The sequence below is a fragment of the Arsukibacterium indicum genome (assembly GCF_019100565.1).
Classification (GTDB): Bacteria; Pseudomonadota; Gammaproteobacteria; order Enterobacterales; family Alteromonadaceae; genus Alishewanella; species Alishewanella indicum.
This window is the reverse complement of the sequence record NZ_JAHRID010000004.1, coordinates 1-17,317: the sequence shown is the minus strand read 5'-3', so window position 1 is coordinate 17,317 and position 17,317 is coordinate 1. Positions and strand designations below refer to the sequence as shown.

At 48.6% G+C, this 17,317-nt stretch carries 13 protein-coding genes and 3 pseudogenes; 9 read left to right on the top strand and 7 right to left on the bottom strand.

All coding sequences use genetic code 11. The features are described from left to right. Positions 1-69 precede the first annotated feature (69 nt). Positions 70-1,293: an ATP-dependent RNA helicase SrmB gene (gene srmB / locus KQY15_RS09840; protein WP_217669031.1), complete on the top strand. Its 1,224-nt coding sequence runs from the start codon at positions 70-72 to the stop codon at positions 1,291-1,293. A 137-nt stretch (positions 1,294-1,430) separates the two neighbouring features. Further along, positions 1,431-2,504, top strand: a complete 1,074-nt coding sequence (locus KQY15_RS09835; protein WP_217669030.1) for a S66 peptidase family protein — start codon at positions 1,431-1,433, stop codon at positions 2,502-2,504. Positions 2,505-2,757: 253 nt separating this feature from the next. On the opposite strand, the gene KQY15_RS09830 is transcribed toward KQY15_RS09835, so the two are convergent. The 3 genes from KQY15_RS09830 to KQY15_RS09820 all read right to left on the bottom strand — a co-directional run bounded on the left by KQY15_RS09830 (position 2,758) and on the right by KQY15_RS09820 (position 6,579). Then, positions 2,758-4,056 carry an inosine/guanosine kinase gene (locus tag KQY15_RS09830; protein ID WP_217669029.1) on the bottom strand — a complete coding sequence of 433 codons (1,299 nt, stop codon included), beginning with the start codon at positions 4,054-4,056 and terminating at the stop codon, positions 2,758-2,760. An 82-nt stretch (positions 4,057-4,138) separates the two neighbouring features. Next, positions 4,139-4,915 (bottom strand): peroxide stress protein YaaA, encoded by a 777-nt coding sequence (gene yaaA / locus KQY15_RS09825; protein WP_217669028.1) that lies wholly within the window; start codon positions 4,913-4,915, stop codon positions 4,139-4,141. 47 nt (positions 4,916-4,962) lie between these two features. Continuing rightward, positions 4,963-6,579 carry a response regulator gene (locus tag KQY15_RS09820; RefSeq protein ID WP_217669027.1) on the bottom strand — a complete coding sequence of 539 codons (1,617 nt, stop codon included), beginning with the start codon at positions 6,577-6,579 and terminating at the stop codon, positions 4,963-4,965. Positions 6,580-6,792: 213 nt separating this feature from the next. On the opposite strand from KQY15_RS09820, the gene tal reads away from it, so the two are divergent. The 7 genes from tal to KQY15_RS09785 all read left to right on the top strand — a co-directional run bounded on the left by tal (position 6,793) and on the right by KQY15_RS09785 (position 15,087). Beyond that, complete coding sequence (gene tal / locus KQY15_RS09815; RefSeq protein WP_217669026.1) at positions 6,793-7,743, top strand: transaldolase; 951 nt, start codon at positions 6,793-6,795, stop codon at positions 7,741-7,743. A gap of 45 nt (positions 7,744-7,788) precedes the next feature. Further along, positions 7,789-9,420 carry a glucose-6-phosphate isomerase gene (gene pgi, locus KQY15_RS09810; protein ID WP_217669025.1) on the top strand — a complete coding sequence of 544 codons (1,632 nt, stop codon included), beginning with the start codon at positions 7,789-7,791 and terminating at the stop codon, positions 9,418-9,420. Between the two features lie 270 nt (positions 9,421-9,690). Beyond that, positions 9,691-12,135 carry a vitamin K epoxide reductase family protein gene (locus KQY15_RS09805; protein WP_308160238.1) on the top strand — a complete coding sequence of 815 codons (2,445 nt, stop codon included), beginning with the start codon at positions 9,691-9,693 and terminating at the stop codon, positions 12,133-12,135. Positions 12,136-12,313: 178 nt separating this feature from the next. Next, positions 12,314-13,081, top strand: coding sequence for a class II aldolase/adducin family protein (locus tag KQY15_RS09800; RefSeq protein ID WP_217669024.1), 768 nt, complete (start codon positions 12,314-12,316; stop codon positions 13,079-13,081). 26 nt (positions 13,082-13,107) lie between these two features. Continuing rightward, on the top strand, positions 13,108-14,283 hold the full coding sequence (locus tag KQY15_RS09795; RefSeq protein WP_217669023.1) for a mandelate racemase/muconate lactonizing enzyme family protein: 1,176 nt from the start codon (positions 13,108-13,110) through the stop codon (positions 14,281-14,283). A gap of 232 nt (positions 14,284-14,515) precedes the next feature. Further along, positions 14,516-14,764, top strand: a complete 249-nt coding sequence (locus KQY15_RS09790) for a type II toxin-antitoxin system ParD family antitoxin (protein ID WP_217669022.1) — start codon at positions 14,516-14,518, stop codon at positions 14,762-14,764. Then, complete coding sequence (locus tag KQY15_RS09785; RefSeq protein WP_308160237.1) at positions 14,764-15,087, top strand: type II toxin-antitoxin system RelE/ParE family toxin; 324 nt, start codon at positions 14,764-14,766, stop codon at positions 15,085-15,087. The genes KQY15_RS09790 and KQY15_RS09785 overlap by 1 nt, the downstream gene beginning before the upstream one ends. On the opposite strand, the pseudogene KQY15_RS09780 reads toward KQY15_RS09785, so the two are convergent. From KQY15_RS09780 to KQY15_RS19030, 4 genes and pseudogenes are all read right to left on the bottom strand, one after another. Then, positions 15,082-15,426 (bottom strand): annotated as a pseudogene (locus KQY15_RS09780) (hypothetical protein); the annotation flags it as partial. The gene KQY15_RS09785 and the pseudogene KQY15_RS09780 sit on opposite strands and share 6 nt — an antisense overlap. Positions 15,427-15,885: 459 nt before the next feature. Continuing rightward, complete coding sequence (locus KQY15_RS19035) at positions 15,886-16,215, bottom strand: hypothetical protein (RefSeq protein WP_308160240.1); 330 nt, start codon at positions 16,213-16,215, stop codon at positions 15,886-15,888. Positions 16,216-16,254: 39 nt separating this feature from the next. Continuing rightward, positions 16,255-16,338, bottom strand: a pseudogene (locus KQY15_RS19240) (RHS repeat-associated core domain-containing protein); the annotation flags it as partial. A 389-nt stretch (positions 16,339-16,727) separates the two neighbouring features. Further along, positions 16,728-17,210, bottom strand: a pseudogene (locus KQY15_RS19030) (RHS repeat-associated core domain-containing protein); the annotation flags it as partial. Between the last annotated feature and the right edge of the window lie 107 nt (positions 17,211-17,317).

Here is a 17,317-nt window from a genome sequence, read left to right as displayed (position 1 = left end):
CTGCCCCAGTTTACTGGCTGCCAGACCGGTTTGTCACCTGAATACTGTCGACCCTGAGGAACACCTTTTATGAGCTTTGCCGATTTTCAATTCGACGACTCTATCAACCAGGCACTGGAGCAGGCTGGCTTTACCGAGCCGACCTTAATCCAGCAACTGGCTATCCCGCCGGCGCTGGATGGCCGTGATGTACTGGCTAGTGCGCCTACCGGTACTGGCAAAACCCTGGCCTTTGTCTTGCCGGCAATTCAGTATTTACTGGATTTCCCGCGGCGCGACCCGGGCTTTTGCCGGGTACTGGTAATGACCCCAACCCGTGAGCTGGCGTTTCAGGTGTATGAAGAATTTAAGCAACTGGCACAATACACCAAGCTTAATGTTGGCGTGATTACCGGCGGTATTAACTACGGCAGCCACAAAGATACGCTGGAAAAAAATAATGATATTCTGGTGGCAACGCCTGGCCGGTTAACCGAATATCTGGACGAAGAAAGTTTCCAGGCTGACGAAGTCGAAGTGCTCATTCTGGATGAAGCCGATAGGATGCTCGACATGGGCTTTATTGGTGAAATGAACCGGATAGTGCTGGAAGCAAGGCGCCGGCGTCAGACGTTTTTATTTTCTGCTACGCTGGAAGGCTTGTCATTAGAGCGTTTTGCCGAGCGGGCATTAAAAGAGCCAGAGCAAATTGAAGCTGTGCCGTCACGCAAGGAAAAAGCCAAAATTCTGCAGTGGCTGCACCTGGCTGATGACAACGTGCATAAACTGGCCTTGTTAACCCATATCCTGAAGCAGGAAGAGGTAACCAAAGCCATTGTTTTTGTAAAAACCCGCGAGCGGCTGGCCAGCTTAACCGGTCAGCTGGAAAGCGCTGGCATTAAATGCTGCTGGTTACAAGGTGAAATGCCGCAGGACAAAAGGTTGCAGGCAGTACAGCGTTTCAGTAAAGGCCAGGTGCCGGTGCTGATTGCCACAGATATTGCAGCCCGCGGCCTGGACATAGACGACATTAGCCACGTTATTAATTACGATATGCCGCGCAGTGCTGATACTTATGTTCACCGGATAGGCCGCACCGGCCGCGCCGGCAAAAAAGGCACTGCAATTTCGCTGATTGAAGCCCACGACATGGCAATGGTGGCCAAAGTGGAGCGCTATACCGAGCAGAAACTTAAGAGGCGGGTAATTGACAGCCTGCGACCGAAACATAAAGAAGCGAAAATAAGTACGAAAAAGAAAAAGCCCGGCAAGCTGGCAGCAAAGAAGCTGGCTAAAAAAAAGCCTAAAAAATAACCTCAGTCTCCGCCCTCAATTTATCCTCTGTTTGCAGCATACCAGCGTTTTTTGCGCCGGTTTGCTGCATTTTTAACAAAAGCATGCTATCAATAGCGATAAAACAGGAATAATTTATTACTAAGGGGCATCAACCTATGAATAAACGCCAATTTCTGCAGTCCGGCGCACTGGCGCTAAGTGTAATACCGTTGGGATTACTGCCACTTAGCAGCTGCGCGGCGACAGGTAGCAAAACCCAGGCAGCCGGTTTGTCCCGCGATATTATTCTGCCACAGCAACTTAATCCGGGCGATACAGTAGCATTAGTCAGCCCGTCGAAAGCTACTGACGAGCGACTGGATATTCAGATTGCCAGCGAAGTGATGCAGGCACTGGGCTTTAAGGTAAAGCTGGGACAACACCTCGACGGCCGACGCGGCCATCTGGCCGGCACTGATGCAGAGCGGGCCGACGACATAAATGCCATGTTTGCTGATCCACAGGTAAAAGCGATTATTTGTCTGCGCGGCGGCTCAGGTGCCGCCCGGTTATTGCCACTGCTCGACTACCCGCTGATTAAACGCAACCCCAAAGTATTGCTGGGTTATTCTGATATTACTGCGTTGCACAATGCCATTAATGCCCAAACCGGGCTGGTGACCTTTCATGGCCCAAATGGTACAGGCAGCTGGAACAGCTTTAATGCAGAGCAGTTTCAGCGGGTGTTTTTTCAGCGTGAACAAATGCTTTACCAAAATGAGCTGAATGCCAAAGATGAACTGGTACCCCGGCAGAACAGAATAGAAACTATTACCGGCGGCAAAGTGCAGGGCCAGTTGATTGGCGGTAACTTAACAGTGTTAACAGCATTGGCAGGCTCACCATATTTACCTGATTTTACTGGTAAAATATTATTCTTAGAAGATGTTGAAGAAGCGCCGTACCGGGTAGACCGAATGCTCAGCACCTTAAAACTGATGGGCGCACTGGATAAAATTGCCGGCTTTATTTTTGGTGAGTGCACAGCCTGCCGGCCAGGTGGCGGCTTTGGCTGGTTAACGATGGATCAGATTTTTGATGATCATATTAAACCGCTGAATATTCCGGCTTACCGCGGGGCAATGATTGGTCATATCAGCAAACAGTTTATTGTGCCGCACGGCGCCACAGTAGAAATGGATGCTGACGCCGGCACGTTCAGGATGTTACAAGGTGTGTTTCAGAGCTAAGCCTTTCTGAGGGAGAGTGCGGATTACTCTAAGACTACCGTTGAAGCCCTGGACGGGCGGAAACTAGCCTACAGGGATGTATTTACGGTGTGTCGTCGTGAGTAATGGGTACGCTCCCGGGTTCCAGCGACTAAGCTGGAAATCCCGCTGTGCTCGCCACAGCAACTCGCAAGCCATCCCTGGCTTGCTCAGACACTCTGTGGCTGTGCATCGGGACACCAGCTCAGTACGCTAAATTTATCCGTGAAGCGATTTACCGTTCCCAGTACGCTTCTTCCAAACTATCTTCGCGCTCGGGCAGGCCTTTTGATAAGCGCGGTGCATTCTGCACCAGAATTTCATAACTTACCCTGTTGGCATACTTACATATCTGAGCAAAGCTGGAGTACGCCAGATACGGCATTTCATGTTTACCTGATAGTGGCTGCACCTGTTTATGGAAGTGATTAGCCGCCATATCGTGCAAAATGGCCGACAAAGCACCATCACCGGCACCATTGGTATTTTTAATCCGCTCCGGGCCACCCAGATAGGGGTCGATATGCGAATACACTTTTAACGGTTGCTCGCAGTATTTTCGCAACATGGGGCGGCTGAATTCATACTGGTTAAAATCGGCCAGGGTGGCTGACTTAATAGGATTGCTACTTTCCCGCTTTACACTGTCATCGGTATGGCCGCACAAATACAAGCCCTCTGGCCCGGCAGTGATCAGCACCATATCAGTGTGATCCAGAATAGCTTCCGCCGCTTTTAACGGGTCGCTGAAACCGGTAAGCGCTTCGGCTTCCAGTTCATTCATTGCCAGCACATTAACGTAATTTTTAATGGTAGTAATGATTTGTTCGCGGTTCTCTTCAACCAGATGACGGGTACCCAGGCTCATCACCACAGGCACATCATGCGCTTTGGCATCTTCCAGCGCCTTGTGCATGGCTCGCTGGATGGGCTGACCAACGGCCCGCAAAGGATAAGCACTAACCACAAAAGCTGAGGCGGCCGCAATAATATCGGTTGGAATATAGTCCGGTTCCAGCTGATCCATATCGCTTGGGTCAATAACAAAAGTTCGCTCACCATCTGGGGTAATCATGGTAATACCCCTGCCAATATCGCCCGCTACGCCCTGCAAATGGTTCATATCCACTTTAGAACTGGTATGGCAGACATAGTGGTAAGCCGGCGAGCCAAGCGCAATGTTGGCTGACATTACGCCAAGCAGTACCGACTTATCGTCTGCTAAAACTGAATAATTATGAATGGTATTACCTATGGTGCCACCGGCAAAGTGATCAGATATTGCTTGTTTAGCCACCAGTTCCTGATAAATTGCATTCGCTTTGGCATGCTCAACCAGGTTTGATAATCCTTTCTGAATATCGTAGCGGGCCAGAAAATCGTCAGTAACGCTGGCCACCACATCAACGATAGTCTGGTCCAGGCCGACGATATAAGTATCCAGTTCAGGCCGCACTTCAAAGCTGGGCAGTTGTGGCTTAGGCTGAGACACAGGAAAGTAATGCTTAATTTTACGCAGGCCGGGAAATTTCATGCTAAGGGCTCAACAACAAACAGGCCGTTATTTTAGCAAAAATGTTGGCAAAGCCTAAGCGCCTTATTAACGCTTTACTGAATTATTCTGGTTGCTGGCGCAAAAACACGGGTTTATCAGCCGTTGAATCGTCTTTACTGTAGTGATAGCCAGCCAGATTAAAGCCGGTAATAGCTTTGGGATCAGTAATTTGTTGCTGAATAACATAGCGAGCCATTAAGCCACGGGCCTTTTTCGCAAAAAAGCTGATAATTTTATACTGGCCGTTTTTAAAGTCTTTAAACACCGGGGTTATCACTTTAGCTTGCAAACCTTTGGGTTTAACCGCTTTAAAATATTCCTGCGACGCCAGATTAAGCAACACCTCTGATTTCAACTCAGCAAGTTGCACATTCAGATTGTCAGTAATCTGCTGCTGCCAGAAGGCATAGAGGTCTTTGCCAGCAGGATTACTTAACTTAGTGCCCATTTCCAGCCGGTACGGCAGCATTAAATCCAGCGGCCGCAGCACACCATATAAACCACTTAAAATCCGTAGATGCTGCTGAGCGTACTGCAGCTGCTTTGTGCTGAGGCTGGCTGCATCAAGCCCCTGATACACATCGCCATTAAACATAAACAACGCCGCTTTGGCTTCATCAGCAGTGTATTCGGGGTGCCACTCACTGAAGCGGGCGGCATTTAAACCAGCCAGTTTGTCACTGATATGCATCAGTGAGCCAAGCTCTGCCGGGCTGAGTTTTTTGCAAATGTCCGCCAGTTCATTGGCCTGCGGTAGCAACGCAGGCATAGTAGTAGTCAGTTTGAGTGAAACGGGACTGGTATCAAGATCTTTTGCCGGGGATACAACCATCAACATAAACATTACCTGTATTACGAATTCATTAAAGTGTAACTTTTCTGGCGTTATTCCAGATACAACTCTGGCAGGTGTTCAGTCAGGCCTGCCAACCTGCTGCGATCTTTAGCAGATAATGCCTGACTGTTAAGCAGCTGCAACACGCCGCTGGCCAACGGTTTTAGTGCCTTATGACCAGGCAAAATGCCCAATACCTGAACCAGGCTAAGCGCGGTGGCACTGTGACCAGGGCATAACAGAAAGGCACTACGCAGCGCCTGTAATGCGGCTTTCGGCTTGTTCTCCTGCAGCTGCTGGCTACCTTGCTGTTGCCATACTCTTAATTGCTTGCTACTGCTGGCAAGCATGCTGGAAAAATGTTTTACAATAAGGCTGGCCATGCCTTCACCGCTTTTACTTAATGTGTTGGCCGCAGCAGTAGCTTGCTGCAGCCATTGACTGGCGGCCTGACTATCGTTACTGGCAAAATAGTACCAGGCCAGATCCAGCATACTGCTGATTGGCAGTTCGAACTCAATGGCTTGCACCTCAGCAATTAACGCTTCGCTTTTAGCGCCTTCACCTTGCAACAAATAACCATGGGCCAGCAAAATTTTTTGCCGGGCAGCACTGTCAACTGTCAGTAGTTTTAGCGGCACGCTGTTCAGGGTATCAAAAAACTGTTTAAGCTGCAGGTTGAAGCCCGCCAGATCAGCAGCTTGCGCCGCCTTTAATTGGTTACGGCCTAACGCGAGATAAGGTTCAATATGATCAAATGCAGAAAACCGGTATTGCTGCAGCAATTTCTGCCAGTAAGCCGTTGCGGCGGCATCGTCGGCCAGCAATTGTAATAAATTACCGTAATATTGCTGATATAGGTTGTCAGTAGCATTGTAGCGTAACAACTCAAGCACCCAGTCTCTGGCTTGAGCCAACTCACCCTGTGCCAACGCCAGTTGCACCAGATGCGCCAACGCCTCAGGTTTAATATCTTCATGCTTTAGCAGCGCTTGCAGCGCAGCGTCTGCCTCTGCAAAGCGGGCAAGCTGCAATAACGCAATAGCCTGCCCCAGTCGGGCCCAGCTGAAATCACGTTGCTCACAGACATATTGGTACAAGGCCAGGGCTGAGCGGCCATCGCCGGCAGCCAGCATAACTTCAGCTTTTAACCTTAATGTTTGCAACGTAAGGGCCGGGTACTGTTTTACTACCTCATCGGCCTGAGCTAAAGCTGCAGGGTAATCTGCTGCTGCGGCCGCCTGGAAAATTTTTCTAAGGGCAATACCCGTTTGAAACGCTTTGGCCAGTTTCTTTTCCAGTTCGACATAACTGAAAGGTTTAAGTAAATAGCAATCAGGTTGGCCTGCCAGCACGCCATGAACCGGCTGGCGCACGGGCTCGGCCGACATTATTGCAAAGCAGGCACCATTTTTCAGCCAACCCTGTAATTTTAATTCAGTAAAAAACTGGCTACCATCTTTGCCATCACCCAGCTGAAAATCCGCTAGAATAAAATCAAACTGTTGCTTTTGCGCCTGCACCAATCCGGCACTGGCATCAGCAACAGCGGTAATTTGTTCGAAACCTATTTGTTGTAGCATGCCTTTAACCGATGCACGCACAGGTTCACAGTCTTCAACCAACAACAATTTTTTACTTTTATAAAACCGGCTTTGTAAGATCATTTGCATCCTGTGCTAAGGTGATCATTAAACTGCGACGCTGGGCATAAATGGTGCGGAATAGTGCCATGGCAATATAGTAATTTAGTGATATCGGTGCAACGCTTTTTCAGAAAACTGATATATACCCACTAATTTTGTTGTAATATTCCTACATTTATTGCCTGAATTCGTTAAAAACCCTAGAATGCTTCAAAAAAACGGTAATTAAACAATATGAGTGATTTATTAAGTCAACTTAAAGCCGTCACCACCGTAGTGGTAGACAGTGGTGATTTGGGCGCAATTGAACAGTTCCGGCCAGTAGATGCCACCACCAACCCCTCTTTATTACTCAATGCCAGCCAGCTTGATTTTGCCAGGCCCATGCTGAAAAGTGCGATTAATTATGCCAAAACTCATGGCAGTGGCAGTACTGCTGTGCTGGAACTGGCCTGCGATAAGTTTGCCGTTGATGTTGGCACCGCCATCAGTAAGCTGGTACCGGGCCGGGTTTCCACCGAAGTGGATGCCCGCTTATCCTTTGATACTGAAGCAACCGTTGCTAAAGCCCTGCAACTGGTCGCACTATACCAGCAAAATGGTGTCAGCACTGATCGGATCCTGATTAAAATTGCCTCGACCTGGGAGGGTATTCAGGCCGCTCGTCAGTTAGAGCAGCAGGGCATTCAGTGTAACCTAACCCTGCTGTTTCATATGGCCCAGGCCCGGGCCTGTGCTGAAGCGGGTGCTTATCTTATTTCGCCATTTGTTGGCCGGATCCTCGATTGGTATAAAGCGAATACTAAGCAGGAATACCATGCCGAAAACGATCCTGGCGTGTTGTCGGTGCGGGATATTTACCACTTTTACAAAGAGCACGGCTATCCGACAGTAGTAATGGGTGCCAGCTTCCGTAATACCGGTGAAGTGCTGGCGCTGGCCGGTTGTGACCGGCTGACGATCAGCCCGGCACTGCTGGACGAATTGAGTAAGCAGAACGGTACACTGGATGTAAAACTGGTTGATGGCGGCGCTAAAACAGCAAAACCACCTGCGTTAACTGAGAGTGAGTTCCGCTGGCAGCTGAATGAAGATGCCATGTCGACGGAAAAGCTGGCAGAAGGGATCCGGAAATTTGCAATTGACCAACGCAAGCTGGAGCAGGTTATTGCCGGCCAGCTGTAACTGCAGGCGTCACTGAATACACAGGGAATAGCACAGGAGTACCTTATGTCGGGCAGCATTAATGATCGATTGAGCCAATTGAGCGCTTTGGCCGAACAAAGTAGTAATATGCGTGACGCCTTTGATAATGACGCCAAACGAGCCCAGCGCTATAGCGTCAAGGCTTGTGACATTACTCTGGACTATGCAAAAAATCTGATTGATGAAACCAGTTGGCAGGCGCTGCAACAACTAGCCGCAGACAGTAAAATCAGTACGCTGCGCCAGCAAATGCTGCAAGGTGCGGCAATTAACAATACCGAGCAGCGGGCCGTTTGGCATACCCGGTTGCGACAACAGGATGTCAGCGGTCTGGTGCTGGACGGTGAAGATATTGGCCAGCAAATCAGTGACTGTCGGGCCAGAATGGCGGCATTGGTCGATACGCTGCATCAGCAACAGTATCTTGGTTATCAGGGCAGTGCCATTACCGATCTGATTTGGGTAGGTATCGGTGGTTCATTGCTTGGGCCACAAATGGCAGTAGAGGCGTTAACACCTTATCATTGCAGTCCGGTAAAACTGCATTTTGCCGGCAATATTGACGGGGCGGTTGTCAGCGATATTGTCAGCGGCCTCAACCCGGCCACGACCCTGGTGGTGGTTGCCTCTAAATCATTTGGTACCGAAGAAACCAAACAAAACGCGCTGGCCATCCGCCAATGGTTCACTGACCATGGCGCCGATAAATCTGCGATTGCTCACCACTTCTGGGCCACGTCTTCCAATATTGCTGCTGCCGCCGAATTTGGTATTGAGCAGAAAAATATATTACCGATGTGGGACTGGGTTGGCGGCCGTTATTCACTCTGGTCAGCAATTGGCTTACCCGTCGCGCTGATGATAGGCAACCAGAACTTCCAGCAGCTGCTGGCAGGCGCTGAAGCGATGGATCAGCATTTTTTCAATGCGCCTTTTGCCGAAAATATGCCGGTGATTATGGCGTTACTCGGTATCTGGTATATCAATGGCCACCATTGCCAGGCTCAGGCGTTGCTACCTTACAGTCACTATCTGCGCTTACTGCCATCTTATGTGCAGCAACTGGACATGGAGAGCAATGGTAAAAGCGTTGACCGCGACGGCCATGCCCTGCCCTATGCCAGCGCACCGGTGATCTGGGGTGATGCCGGCACCAATGGCCAGCATGCATATCATCAGCTGTTACACCAGAGCGCCCTGGCGGTGCCAGCCGATTTTATCTTGCCATTAAAAGTGAAACATCCGCTGCAAGACCAGCATAGCAGACTGGCCGCGCATTGTTTCGCCCAGACTCAGGCCTTAATGCAGGGAAAAACATTGCAGGAGGCCACAGCAGAATGTCTGGCGTCGGGCATGAGTGAGCAACAGGCAAAAGCCCTGGCACCACATAAAGTTTCGCCGGGCAATAAGCCCAGCAATACTCTGCTGCTGCCTGAGTTGTCCCCCTACTATTTAGGCGCGTTAATTGCCCTGTATGAGCACAAGGTATTCTGTCAGGGCGCTATCTGGCAACTGAACAGTTTTGATCAGTGGGGCGTGGAGCTTGGTAAGCAGTTATCCGGCCCTATTTATCAGACGCTTACCGGTAACGATAGCCACACATTTGACAGCTCGACCACCGCCTTAATTAAGACGTTTCTGGCAGCTCAGCACTAACCAGAGCACTGTTCCAAAACAACAAAACACCGCTTTAGTTCAGGCAAGGCGGTGTTTTTTATTCCGCCTGCTGCTTGGTTAAGCCGGCAAAATTCGACTAACCTGTTAGTTAAAGTTATATCCCTCTGCCCGTATGTTGATGTAACCGGCAACGTTGCTAGCGACCCCAACCAGACAGGAGGACATACTATTAACGCCGCACATTCTAATCCTCAGCAGCAAGATACTAACCACAATTCCGCATCGGCAAAGCCAGTCAGGCAGAAGCCTGTGGTACTGATCACCGGTTCGGGTGGCAATATTGGTACCGCCCTCGCTGACAGTCTGCGACCGGATTATCAGGTGGTCGGTCTGGACAGGGATGAAGCTGAAAATACCCTTGTCGCTGACCTGACTTCTGCAGACTCCCTGGCGCTGGCATTTCATCGTTTTCGTGAACAATATGGCGAACACATCGCGGCAGTCATTCATCTGGCAGCCTATTTTGATTTTACCGGTGAAAAATCACCGCTGTATGACGAAATAAATGTAAAAGGCACTAAGAATCTGCTGGTAGCACTAGCTGATTTTAAAGTAGAACGGCTTATTTACTCCGGGACTATGTTGGTACACCAGCCAGTTCAGCCTGGCGAGCTGGTCAGTGAAACCACACCAATAGCCCCCAAATGGGCTTATCCCGAATCAAAAGCTGAAACCGAAACCACCATTCGCCAGCATAGCAACGGCATTCCCTGCACATTTTTGCATCTGGCCGGTCTGTATAACCAGCATACCGCCGTGCCAACGCTTAGCCATCAGATCGCCCGCATTTATGAACGGGATCTTAAATCTCATTTATATGCAGGTAACCTGGAAGCCGGCCAGTCGTTTATTCATCAGGATGATATGAACGAGTTATTCCGATGTTGTGTAGCGAAGCGGAAAGACTTGCCGGATGACTGCACAATTATTGCGGGAGAACCCGATGCGTTAAGCTACAGTGAACTACAGGATCAGCTTGGAAAATTAATTCATGGCGAGCAAAGCTGGCAAACTATCAGTTTGCCACAACCTGTGGCAAAAATGGGCGCCTGGCTGCAACTGAAAGCCGAACCTGTGGTACCCGATGCGATCGATCACGGCGAACAGCCGTTTATCCGGCCATTTTTAATTGAACTGGCATCTGATCATTATGCGCTGGATATCAGCCACGCCCGCCAGCTTCTGGACTGGCAACCACGCCACTCTATCAGCGAGATGCTGCCGAAAATGGTTAATCAGCTTAAAAAAGATCCGGTAGCCTGGTATCAGGATAATGGTATTCGGCCGCCTGACTGGCTGAAAGAAGCTGAAGAACTTACCTCCAATCCTGAAACCCTGCGCAAACGGCATGAAAGCTGGTACCGTCAGGAGTACAGCCGCAACCTGTGGGGGCCGATGTTTAACTTTGGCCTGGGGGCTTGGTTAATCGGTTCTATACCACGGCTGAATTACCAGTCAGATGCTCAGATATATAGCGACCTTATCTCAGGTGTACTGCTGATGCTACTGGCAGCATTGTCTTTGTCATGGCGATTACCTGCTGCCCGCTGGGCCAGTGCCGCTGTTGGCTGCTGGGTGTTAACTGCTCCACTGTGGTTCTGGACACCAGAGCCCGCAGTCTATTTAAACAGTACGGTTATTGGCACGCTGGTGATTGCGTTCTCGGTGTTATTACGCCCTGCGCCCGGAGTATCGCCGGTGGCGGTGATGACCGGGCCGGATATTCCGCCCGGCTGGTCGTATTCGCCATCCACCTGGTATCAGCGGTTACCCATTATTATTCTGGCATTTATCGGCTTTTTTATCTCTGCCTATATGGCGGCCTATCAGTTGGGGCACATCGACACTATATGGGACCCATTCTTTGGCGGGGCAATTGCCGGCGATGGTAAAAACGGTACTGCGGAAATCATTACGTCATCAGTGTCAGAAGCCTGGCCAATACCGGATGCCGGTGCCGGCGCACTGGTTTATCTGTTTGAAATTCTGGTGGGGGTGGCGGGTTCGCGCAGCCGCTGGCGTACCATGCCCTGGCTGGTGATTTTGTTTGGTTTTCTGATTGTGCCAATGGGGGTGGTATCTATTACCTTTATTATTATCCAGCCTATTATTCTGGGTACCTGGTGTACCCTTTGCCTGATAGCGGCCAGTGTTATGCTGTTGCAAATTCCGTTTTCACTGGATGAACTGATTGCCACCTGTCAGTTTTTAAAACGCCGTCGTCAGCAAGGACAATCGGTATTAAGAATATTTTTTGTTGGTGATACCGATGACGACGATGGCAGACGGGATCGGGATGATTTTGCTGATACCCCGACGAAAATTATCCGTGATGTGTTCGGCGGTGGCGTACGCTGGCGTTGTCCGGGCTTGCTTATTTGTATTGCTGTGGGTGTATTACTGATGTTCAGCCGGCTATTGCTGGGTGTAGACGGTGCTATGGCAAATGCTCATCACTTACTGGGGGCGCTTGTTGTCACCATTTCAGTGATTGCCCTGGCAGAAAGTGGCCGTGCCCTGCGATTTACTAACCTGTTTCTGGCGCTGGCACTGATGATTTGTGCTTTTGTTATTCCGGGCAACACCAGCACGATGATTGCCAGTTTAGCTGCTACCGCACTGATTATGGCAGCCAGTATTCCCAGAGGCCCGGTACAAAGCCGCTATGGCCGCTGGTCGCGGCTTATTGTCTGAGAGCCGCTTCAGACTATTACCGGGCCTGCGAGCATCTGACACATCAGCTGATATAGCGCAAGGGCCGGGGGCATAATTGAGCCGACTTTATTTAAGCTACGCCATTGATCCCCTATGCCAAGTCCCTTAGACTTCTGAACATCTATTAGCAGGCTGGCAGGTTGCCGGAGGTAATGCATTGCAATCTTTACCCAAACTTAATTTGCAATCTAAAGTCAGTGCAGAGGAATGGCAGCTGCGGCTCGATTTAGCGGCCTGTTACCGCCTGGCAGAGCATCATCGCTGGGGCGATTTAATTTATACCCACTTATCAGCCCGGCTGCCCGGCACCGATCATTATTTAGTCAATGCCTTTGGCCTGACCTTTGATGAAGTTACTGCCTCTAACCTGGTAAAGGTCGATTTACAGGGTAATATTCTGGATGATACGCCGTTTAAAATTAATCCGGCCGGTTTTACCATTCACAGCGCAATTCATGAAGTTCGGCCCGATGCCCATTGTGTTATTCACCTGCATACCAAAGAAACTATCGCGGTAGCGACCCAGCAACAGGGGTTACTGGCGCTAAGCCAGTATTCGTTATTTTCGCTGGGTTCGCTGGCGTATCATCAGTATGAAGGCCTGGCGGTTAACCAGGATGAAAGAGCCCGGCTCCAAGCCGATTTAGGCCAGCATAACCATATGCTGCTGGTAAACCATGGCGGTTTAACTGTAGGGCCAACCGTTGGCGATGCCTTTATGCGCTTTTACGATTTACAACGCGCCTGTGAAATTCAGCTGGCGCTGCAGGCCAGTGGTCAGCCAGTTATCCCGATACCACAGCCGATAGTCGACAATATCAGTAAGCAAGCCAAGGTGGTTCATAGTGGCAGCACCGGCGGGCAGTTGGCCTGGCCGGCGATGCTGCGTAAAGCGTACCGGCTTGATCCCGGTTTTGCTCAGTAACCGTTTGCGATTTAACAGGAGTCAGCATGAAAGTTACCCGCGTTGAAGTATTCGATATTTATTGTCCGGATCGTCCGGCCTGGACCCCGGTTTTTGTGCGCATACATACCGATGAGGGTATCAGCGGTGTCGGTGAAGCCGGTCTGGCTTACGATTTAGGCCACAGCGCCGCTGCGGCGATGATCAAAGAAATGGCTGAAGCCTTTTTAATTGGCCACGACCCGTTTCAGACTGAAAAGCTCTGGTCACGGATGCTGCGCGAAAGCTTCTGGGGCCTGGGTGGCGGTCCGGTTATATACTCGGCCATGAGCGCGATTGACACCGCCCTGTGGGATATAAAGGGTAAAGCCCTCGGTTTACCGGTTTATCAGCTGCTGGGCGGTAAAGTTAACGATAAATTACGTACTTATGCCTCACAGCTGCAATTTGACTGGGGCCCGGAATTTAAAGCGCTGGTGCACCCCGAGCAATATGCGGAAGCGGCGCTAAAGGCCATTGCCGAGGGCTATGATGCGGTAAAAGTTGACCCTATTCAGTATGATAAAAACGGCAACACTTACTACGATCGCACCAATATTATCTCGCGCACTGAAATGAAACTGTACCGGGCCCGGATGCAGGCTATTCGTGATGCGGTAGGTGATGAAGTGGACATTATTTTTGAATGCCACAGCCTGCCAGGTGCCACCTCGGCCATTCAGATTGGTGAGATAGCAAAAGAATTTGACTGCATGTACTTTGAAGAGCCGGTAAATTACCTGAACCATTCTTTGCATGCCAAAGTCGCCGATAAAGTAGCGGTGCCGATTGCCGGCGGTGAGCGGCTGTATAACCGCTGGGGCGTGCGGCCCTACCTGGAAGATCAGAGTATCGACGTGCTGCAGCCGGATATTGGCCTGTGTGGCGGTTTTACCGAAACCAAAAAAGTCTGTGACTACGCCGATATTTTTGATGTGCGGATTCAGGCCCATGTTTGTGGCGGCCCGGTGGCCACCGCTGCATCGCTGCACTTAGAAACAGCAATACCTAACTTTTTAATTCACGAGCACCATACTTATGCCATTAAAAAGTGGAACCGCGAGCTGTGTATTCAGGATCCGCAACCGGTAAATGGCTTTTTTCAGGTATCAGAAGCGCCTGGTATTGGTATTGAGCTTAACGATGAAATCGTAATGCGCTCACAACGGGTTGAGATTAAATAGCTTTAGTTAATCAGTGTTAACGCCATAAAATGCTCTGGCTGTGCCGGCACTTAATTGCTGCCAGCCAGCTCCCCCGGGGTCACGCTTTGTTGTTTTTGGTTAGGTTAACTTATCCCAACTCATCAAGAACCGAAGAGTAGGCCAACCAAAAACTTATGGTTTAGTCCTTGCGTAACACTTGGGCACAAACTATATTCATAATTGTTAATTTTGAATATAGCTGAGGTGCCACTTGGCAACTACAAGTCTAAGTTTAGGCGAGCATTGGGAAGTGTTCATTAAGAATGAAGTGTCCAGCGGCCGTTATGGCTCTGCCAGTGAAGTGGTTCGCGATGCTCTGCGAGCTATGGAAGAACGTAAGAGCAAACTTGAAGCGTTACGAGCGCATTTATCCGAAGGTGCAACACAAGCCAACAATGGTGCTTTTGTCGAAAGCTTCTCTATGGATTCGCTTATAGATGAACTGGATGCTGGAACTTAGTGCCGCAAATAACAGGTAATAACTACCGGGTTCCCCTTCGTGCCAGGGAGGACTTGAAAAATATTGGACGCTACACTGAAGCAACGTGGAGCAAAACACAGCGTAATCACTATTTAAAAGAGATCGAAAAGCGCTTTAAATGGCTTGCTGAAAATCCCCGGCTTGGCAAACATCGCACTGACATCCATGAAGGTTATTACAGCTTCCCTCAAGGGCAGCACGTGATATTTTACCTGATAGGAAACAGCGTTATCGATGTTATTGCTGTGCCTCATAAAAATATGGACATTATTAGCTACTTTCCCGATATTACTGGCTCATAGTTCCCAATTTTCTTGCCATGATGACGCCTCGTAGCAACGGCAGTTTGCGATAGGGTCACCAATATGGTCATGTAAGTAAATATATTGCTTAGTGGTGCCTTCAGCTAATAGCTGGCCTTGTGGGCTGTAAATAAAGCGTGTGATATTACTGCCGACTTTTTTATACGCCCGCTGGCCCAGCGCATTATATTGATAGTCGGTAGTGCCGGCTTTTACCATCCGGTTTTCGCTGTTGTACACATAGCTAAAGTTACTGCCGTTAAATTGCTTTTCGTTGGTAACATTGCCGTTGTTATCATACATAAACACTCGCGTCTGGCTGCCCCGGGTAACCTGATTAAGCCGGTTAGAGCTGGTGTTTTTGCTGTAACTTTCGGAAAAAGGGGGCGGAGATAATTAAAGGCGGGTCAGATTAATCCTATGCATTTCAGTGCCTTGCAAATGTATAGCGATTATTAGCTCCGCCCCCTTTTTCTGTGCGATTATTAGCTATCTCTATTGATCTTCCTGACCCTATTGATCTTCAAGACACACTCATAACCGCGATACCAGAGTGCTACTACTTATATTCACACTCTTGAAGTAAAGAATTCCATCGACCACCATTATCGAGGCACTTATCAATAGTTGTGTAGTCTGACAACACGATAAAAATTACTAAAAATGCAATTACAATCAAAGAAGTAGACAAAAATAGCTTACCTTTCATTGAATTCCGATACTCTTTATTTGAAAGCACAAGAACTCCGACAGTCATTAGACACAAAACAACAATAAACAAAAACATAATGACCTCATTCAGTAATGATTAGGTAATCCATTTGGGCGAAATGGTGTGCAAATCATCGCGCATTCCCCATGCGAGGCGTTCGCACCATGTTTTCGGCCGTAGTTATTTGCTTCACGATCAGCATCACAATCCATTTCTGAATCACCTTTGTAATACTGATCTGACAACTCTCTTATCTCACTAAGAAGATAAGATTCGAATCGGTCACCAACGCCCCTGCTTGATGCTTGGCAGTTAGCTTTGCAATGAAAATATTTATCCGCTCCGATGGTATTGGCTTCGCGCATGTGTCGATAATTTCGATAGAAGTCACAATCTGCGCCAATTGCATTTGGGATAAATTCAATGATTTCTTTCCCAGGATATAGACCATAGAAATCTGTATAAACTAGAGGATTACCCCCAACATACCCATAAGTATTTAACCCACCGGCTAAACCTATAGGGTCGCTCTGCAAATACCGGCCTAAGTGGTCGCATCGCTAAAAGCAACGCGACCATATAATTTCTAACTTTGTTTATAGGCCTGCCAAGAGGGTTTCCATAACGTTGACTTTACTTAACTTCGTATATAGAAATAAGTATGTATTTGCCAGAAAATGACAAATATAAAAAGCACAATCAAATTAGCTTTGCACAATACGGCAAACAACTTAAGTTGTTTAAACTGCTTTTCATACTGAGGTTCATATACCCGAGATTTAAGCATTTTGTTAACATCTTCTTTGCTGCAACTAAGGTCTTTTTCCACGCGCTGGCTTAATTTGAGGTAAATATAGAGCGTGGTTAAACAACTCATTGAAAGAATAACAAATAATGAAACCATTACGTATGCAGTTGTATTCATTTTTTATCTTCCCTTGCTGAGTTTGTAAGAGACGCCCAGGCACACGACTGTCGCTGTAGCAAATGAACTGAAGACACTACTACTTCTCGCTAGATCTGCAATTTCTGTGCGGATTACGGCATCAGTCTTTTCTAAAGTTGTAATAGCGCCGTTAACATCATCGGAAGAGCATGTGCCTTTGGTCGCAGCTTTCTGAATTTCACCAGCTAATCTTGCACGTGTGTCAGTCAATGCTTCCAGCCTGTCTTTCCTTTCAATTACATCTAAATATGATCTAACAGTACTGCCGCCAGCATATCCAGTGCAGAAAAAAAACGCACCTAATGTTCTACTCAATCCATTAGTATCGACAAAACTTATAGGATTCCCCCCAACATACCCATAGGTATTAAGCCCACCCGCTAATCCTATCGGATCACTCTGCAAATACCGGCCTAAAGTCGCATCATAATCCCTGAAGTAGTTATACCAGCTTAGCTTTTCGGCATCCCGCTCTTTATAAAAAGCAGGCCGGGATGTAGTGGCACACTAAATTTGGCCACCTGATTAGAGGTGTTATCATACACCTCATAGATGATTAGGTGACACTATGA

Coding starts and splice junctions, on each gene's coding strand:
- pgi (WP_217669025.1), top strand. CDS start 7,789: ATGTCGGGCAGCATTAATGATCGATTGAGCCAATTGAGCGCTTTGGCC.
- yaaA (WP_217669028.1), bottom strand. CDS start 4,915: ATGTTGATGGTTGTATCCCCGGCAAAAGATCTTGATACCAGTCCCGTT.
- KQY15_RS09830 (WP_217669029.1), bottom strand. CDS start 4,056: ATGAAATTTCCCGGCCTGCGTAAAATTAAGCATTACTTTCCTGTGTCT.
- srmB (WP_217669031.1), top strand. CDS start 70: ATGAGCTTTGCCGATTTTCAATTCGACGACTCTATCAACCAGGCACTG.
- tal (WP_217669026.1), top strand. CDS start 6,793: ATGAGTGATTTATTAAGTCAACTTAAAGCCGTCACCACCGTAGTGGTA.
- KQY15_RS09835 (WP_217669030.1), top strand. CDS start 1,431: ATGAATAAACGCCAATTTCTGCAGTCCGGCGCACTGGCGCTAAGTGTA.
- KQY15_RS09820 (WP_217669027.1), bottom strand. CDS start 6,579: ATGATCTTACAAAGCCGGTTTTATAAAAGTAAAAAATTGTTGTTGGTT.
- KQY15_RS09795 (WP_217669023.1), top strand. CDS start 13,108: ATGAAAGTTACCCGCGTTGAAGTATTCGATATTTATTGTCCGGATCGT.